Genomic DNA, 5,568 nt, shown 5'->3' on the forward strand with positions numbered 1-5,568 from the left:
TTGCCCTACTCATTCAGGCCACCGGGGAGCAACAGCGATCGGAAGTGCAGCTGCTCCCGGAGCGACCACACTCGCACACCTACACCTACCCTTTAACTGATCCCGCCGTGATCCCCTGAATAATGTATTTTTGCATTAACAAAAAGAATATGATAATCGGCATAATGCCGAGCACCAGCGCAGGCAGTGCCAAATCCCACTGTTTCGTGTACTGGCCGAACAGCGCAAAGGTCGCAATCGGTATCGTGCGCAGATTGGAGCTTTGCAGGATCAGGGACGGCAGCAGGTAGTCGTTCCAGATCCAAAGCGTGTTCAGGATGATGACCGTAACGTACATCGGCTTCATGAGAGGAAACACGATGCGGAAGAACACGCCGTATACGGAGCTTCCGTCCACTCGTGCAGCCTCTTCGATCTCGACCGGCACGGATTTGACGAATCCGTGGAACAGGAATATCGACATGGGGGCCCCAAAACCGAGATAACAAATGATCAGCCCGGCGAGACTGTCGATCAGACCCAGATTGCTGGTTACCGTCACCAGCGGAATCATGATAGACTGGAACGGAATCACCATTGCGGCGATGAACAGGCCGAACAAGATCCGGTTGAACCGGGTGTTGCTGCGAACCATCCGATAAGCCGCCATCGAGCTGATGAGCACCAGCAGCAGGTTGCTGACGATCGTAACGATCAGCGAATTGACTAGCGCGGAAGGAAAGTTTATTTTTTCCCATGCGTTCGAATAGTTCGCCCACTGGAACGACTCGGGCCATGCGGCCGAATTGGTGAGCAGGTCGCCAAACGTTTTGACCGAATTGACGAACAGGAAGTAGAACGGGACCAGGAACAGCAGCCCGACCAGTACCATGATCACCTCGGTAAGCAGCGTCCCGAACCGATAATTTTTGCTTGTTTCCATTATGCCTCCACCTCCTTGCTCTTGGTCAGCCGTACCTGAATGATCGTAATGATGGCCACGATGACAAAGAACACAAATGCTTTGGCCGTCCCGATCCCGTACCGGTTGTTCACGAAAGCCTCATTGTAGATGTTGAGCGCCACCGACTCGGTTGAGCCAAACGGTCCGCCTTTCGTGAGCGACAGGTTGAGATCGAACATTTTGAACGACCAGGAGATGGCCAAAAACAGACAGATGGTCACGCCCGGCATGATGAGCGGTACGATGATGCTGCGCAAGATCTGCCAGCGGCTTGCTCCGTCAATTTCGGCGGCCTCCAGCAGATCCGGGGAGACGTTGGTCAAGGAAGAAATGTAGATCACCATCAGATAACCTGCAGTCTGCCATACAAACACAATGACGATTCCCCAGAAGGCCGTCGCCTCGTCCCCCAGCCAGGGGAGATTAAAGAAGGACCAGCCGGTCAGATCGCCTATTGTTGAAAACCCTTTCACAAATATGAATTGCCAGATGAAGCCGAGCAGCAATCCGCCGATGACGTTGGGCATGAAAAAAATCGTGCGCAGCATGTTTCTCGACTTCAGCGGTTTGGTCAGGAAATACGCCAGGAAAAATCCGATGATGTTGGTCAGCACCACGCCAACCACCGTGAAGCGCACCGTAAACCAGAATGCGGTCTGGAACTTGGGATCGTTTGCAAAAATATGCAGGAAGTTGTCGAGCCCAATCCAGTTGATTGTCGCGGACACGCCATTCCAGTCGGTAAAAGAATACACCATGCCGAGCAGGAAAGGAATGACGATAATGAGAATAAAAAAGACGATGGAGGGACCCACAAACACAAGCTGCTGCAACAGCTGTGATGACCTGCGATGCTTCATGTCGTTCTCCCCCTTCTAAGGTTGGATGGATTCGGTCTCTTTTTCTATTAAACCCCAATGCTGCCGCAGGAAACACCGACCCTTGTGAACAGTTGGGTGTAAAATATTGTCCTCTCCCATACCTAAGCCGGAAGGGTGTTTCGATGTCCAAATACTATAGCATTCGCATCAAACTGATTGCCTTTATGCTCATTGCTACAACGCTGCCGCTGCTGGCGTCTACGTACATGACCTTTACCCAGACGAAAACGGCCTTGCGCGAACAGGCGACGCAAGAGAACATCCGCCTGATTTATCAGGCGTCCACCAATCTAAACAACGTGCTCGACAACGTGGCGAAGGCTTCACTGGCCGTGTACAACGATCCGAAATTTTTGCGCAACCTGATCAAAATTCCGGGGGACTACCGTGCCGTAGCCGAAATCTACACGACGCTGCAAACGATTCGCACTTCCGTTCCGGACGTGTTTCAACTATATCTGCACTCTTATGCCGCCAATCAGTCGACCTTGATTACCGATCCATTTCCAAAAAGAGAGGAACGGGAGCAGGCTTATGCCGGCTTCCCGCATGACGATGTCGCACAGGGACAAACCGACATTTGGTTTGAGCCTGCACACGTCAGCCATTCCTATGGCTTCAAGGCTTCCGCCGCAGGGGGCGCCCCTCGAACGGTCGTGACTCTGCGCCGGATCATTATGGACATCCCTTCGACGGAACAGCTCGGGGTGCTCGCCATCGATCTCAACATGGATACGATCGCAGCCATCTGCAACCGGCTTTACGACCCTGCCAAAGAACAGATCTATGTGGTAGACGGGCAGAACCGCATCATTTATCAAGGCACGTCGAGCATCGAAGGTACGGAAGCTCTGAGCGCTAAGGCGACGGAACAGTTGGATCTTGTACGAGCAGGCTCGGGACAAGCCTTTCCCGCATCCGGACATTTTGAGCAAGAACGTTCCATGTATGTCTATCAGCAGCTTGGCAGCCGCTTCGCCGATTGGACCATCGTCAAACAGATTCCGAATGAAACGTTGTATGCCCAAGCCACCTCGCTGACCTGGAATAATGCGCTCATTGCCATTGCAGCGCTGCTGCTCGTCATCGTGGCCACGTTGTTTATTTCCATCCGCATCACGGGGCCGCTCAAACAATTGATGCGGTACATGAATCAAATCCAGGCCGGTCGCCTTCATGTCAACATCCAACTGAAAAGCCGGGATGAATTCGGCGTGCTGGCCCGCCACTTCCGGGATATGATGGATACGGTGAACAACCTGATTTTGCGGGAATACCGGTTGGAGATCGCCAATAAAACCAATCAGCTCAAAGCATTGCAGGCCCAGATTCATCCGCACTTTCTGTACAACACCCTGCAGTCCATCGGCACGCTTGCACTGCAGCAGCAGGGAGAGCGGGTATATACGCTGCTCTCTTCCCTGTCCAAAATGCTTCGTTACAGCATGCGGGAACAAGCGCTTGTCACCTTGCAGGAGGAAGCGGAGCATGCCCGGTTATATTTGCAATTGCAGCAGGAGCGTTTCGGCGAACGTCTGGAGGTGCACCTGCGCTTTGCCGGGGACACGTTGGAGACCAGACTCCCCAGAATGACGCTGCAGCCCATCATTGAAAACTGCTTCAAGCACGGGGCAGACGTACAGCCTGGTCAAGCAGTAATCCGTGTGTCCAGCCGCCGCACTAACGAGCAACAGGTCGAGATCGAAGTGGAGAACAATGGGCCGCACATATCCGAACAACGGTTGAAGGAAATTCAAGGGTGGATGCAACAGCATGAACAGAATGCGGAAACCGCAGGCACCGCGGCGGATGATTCCGAATCCATCGGTCTGCGTAATGTCATCCGCAGGCTTCAATTGCACTCGCCGCCCGAATCCCCAGCCAGTCTGTCGGTCAGTAATCGCGAGGAAGGCGGCGTCACCATTACCATTAAACTATACGCAGGAGAGTGGACACCATGAAAGCACTGATCGTCGATGACGAAAAACACGTTCGCGACGCCATCCGTCTGCTTGGTCATTGGGCTGAGCTCGGGGTAGAAACATTGCTGGAAGCTGCAGACGGAAATGAAGCCGTGGCGGTCATCACCGCCGAATCTCCGGAACTTATTCTCAGCGACATGCGCATGCCGGGGAAAGACGGCATGGCATTGCTGGAGTGGATTTCGACTCACGCTCCGCATAGTAAAGTGGTGGTCATCAGCGGTTATGACGACTTTGAGCTGGTTCGGCACGCCATCCGTTACGGCGGCATGGATTATTTGCTTAAACCCGTCGAAGCGGACGAACTGAACGCTTCCCTGGTCAAAGCCAGCCGAGCTTGGAGCGAGGCGGAGGCCGCGCGCAGGCAATCCGCCACACAATCCATCGTTGTGAACCGGATGCGCCCGCATTATCAGGACAGGCTGCTGACCGCTCTCGTCGCCGGTCGGACGAATGGCGCGTCCCGGCTGCAGCAGCTTCGGGACGAGTTGAGCTTTCCTGATGCGCTGCCCTGTTGCAGCGTAGCCGTGACAAGCCTGTCCCATCTCGATGCAGGTATACTGGCCAAATACCGGAGCCAGCCTGAACTGCTCGCCTTCTCGGTCATCAATATCGCGGCCGAGTCGTTCAACACCCCGGACAAAGGCGTCGCATTCCGGCATTTGGAGCAGCCTGATGAAGTCGTGCTGCTCTATTGGGGAGACAGCGCCGGTCTGCAGTCCCTTCTGGAGAAAGTCAACCAAGGTATGGACCAGACGCTCCAACGCCATTTGCATTTTGGCATCTCTTCTTGCGACGCGTATCCCGGAGGGATATCGGCGGCTTACCAGGAGGCTCGGCTTCGCTTGTGGCGAAGAAATATACGCCAATCCGCAGGATGCCTTCACCTTTCTCCCCCTGTCCAGTCCGGAAACAAACCAAAGCGCCTGTCATCGATGGAGGAAACGTGGCGCGTCGCAGCCATGAGCGGCAATGCGGCGAGCATATCGGCAGCCGTTGCCGAGTGGATCGAACCCATCTCTCAGCTTGAGGTCATTACGGGCGAACAACTGCAGCAGTGGATGGACGAATTCGAGTGGATGATCGGCCGTTGGCTGGACGACCAGGAAGACCTGCCTACGGCGATGGATCTGGATACCATCGAAGAGCAGGCTTTTCCTTTTGCGGAACTGCCGCTGGACCGGGCCGGCCGATTATCAATCCGCTTGTTCCAGTCCCAACTGGAGCACCGATTGCTGGCTGCAGGCAAGGCGCTGATCGCGCCACATCCTGCAAACTCCGACCCGATGAGCGACATCGCGCGTTATACGGAAGCCCATTATAAGGAAGATCTTTCCCTGCAGCAGATTGCAGCGAAATTTTATCTGAGCCGCGAATACATTTCGCGCAAGTTCAAGCAGCAATTCGGGCTCAATTGGTCCGAATACCTTGGAAGACAGCGGATGAACAACGCCAAGCTGCTGCTGCAGAACCCTTCCCTGCGGCTTGCCCAAGTTGCGGAGATGGTAGGGTATCAGGATGAAAAGTACTTTAGCAAGGTCTTTAAAAAAATGGAGGGCATGACGCCTGGGGAATACCGGAAAATGTCATCCGGGGTGAATTAGAAGCGGAATGTTCTAAGCTCTAAGGAACCTGAGACGTCTTATTTGCCGAAAAGATGACCTTTTGAGGCGCTAACGAACCGTATGCAGCTAGAATAAAAAGTGGACACATCGTTAAGGAACAGAAATAATAGACCTAACGAAAGAAGAGGTGTCCACGG

The 5,568-nt window shown here is 53.9% G+C and carries 4 protein-coding genes; 2 read left to right on the forward strand and 2 right to left on the reverse strand.

Features of this window, described 5'->3' with window-relative positions:
- Positions 1–85: 85 nt before the first annotated feature.
- Entirely contained in the window at positions 86–922 is an 837-nt protein-coding gene (locus RSX24_RS28775) for a carbohydrate ABC transporter permease (RefSeq protein WP_343262500.1), read from the reverse strand.
- Entirely contained in the window at positions 922–1,803 is an 882-nt protein-coding gene (locus tag RSX24_RS28780; RefSeq protein WP_343262501.1) for a carbohydrate ABC transporter permease, read from the reverse strand. The genes RSX24_RS28775 and RSX24_RS28780 overlap by 1 nt, the downstream gene beginning before the upstream one ends.
- A gap of 143 nt (positions 1,804–1,946) precedes the next feature.
- Here RSX24_RS28780 and RSX24_RS28785 point away from each other — a divergent pair, with 143 nt between their 5' ends.
- Together RSX24_RS28785 and RSX24_RS28790 are read left to right on the forward strand one after the other, a co-directional pair.
- A complete protein-coding gene (locus RSX24_RS28785) occupies positions 1,947–3,785 on the forward strand; it encodes a cache domain-containing sensor histidine kinase (RefSeq protein WP_343262502.1) in 1,839 nt (612 codons plus the stop codon).
- Positions 3,782–5,410 carry a response regulator gene (locus RSX24_RS28790; RefSeq protein ID WP_343262503.1) on the forward strand — a complete coding sequence of 543 codons (1,629 nt, stop codon included), beginning with the start codon at positions 3,782–3,784 and terminating at the stop codon, positions 5,408–5,410. Before RSX24_RS28785 ends, RSX24_RS28790 begins: the two co-directional genes overlap by 4 nt.
- Positions 5,411–5,568: the final 158 nt, after the last annotated feature.

It is taken from the genome of Paenibacillus hubeiensis, assembly GCF_032334105.1.
GTDB lineage: Bacteria > Bacillota > Bacilli > Paenibacillales > Paenibacillaceae > Paenibacillus > Paenibacillus hubeiensis.

Coding starts and splice junctions, on each gene's coding strand:
- RSX24_RS28780 (WP_343262501.1), bottom strand. CDS start 1,803: ATGAAGCATCGCAGGTCATCACAGCTGTTGCAGCAGCTTGTGTTTGTG.
- RSX24_RS28790 (WP_343262503.1), top strand. CDS start 3,782: ATGAAAGCACTGATCGTCGATGACGAAAAACACGTTCGCGACGCCATC.
- RSX24_RS28775 (WP_343262500.1), bottom strand. CDS start 922: ATGGAAACAAGCAAAAATTATCGGTTCGGGACGCTGCTTACCGAGGTG.
- RSX24_RS28785 (WP_343262502.1), top strand. CDS start 1,947: ATGTCCAAATACTATAGCATTCGCATCAAACTGATTGCCTTTATGCTC.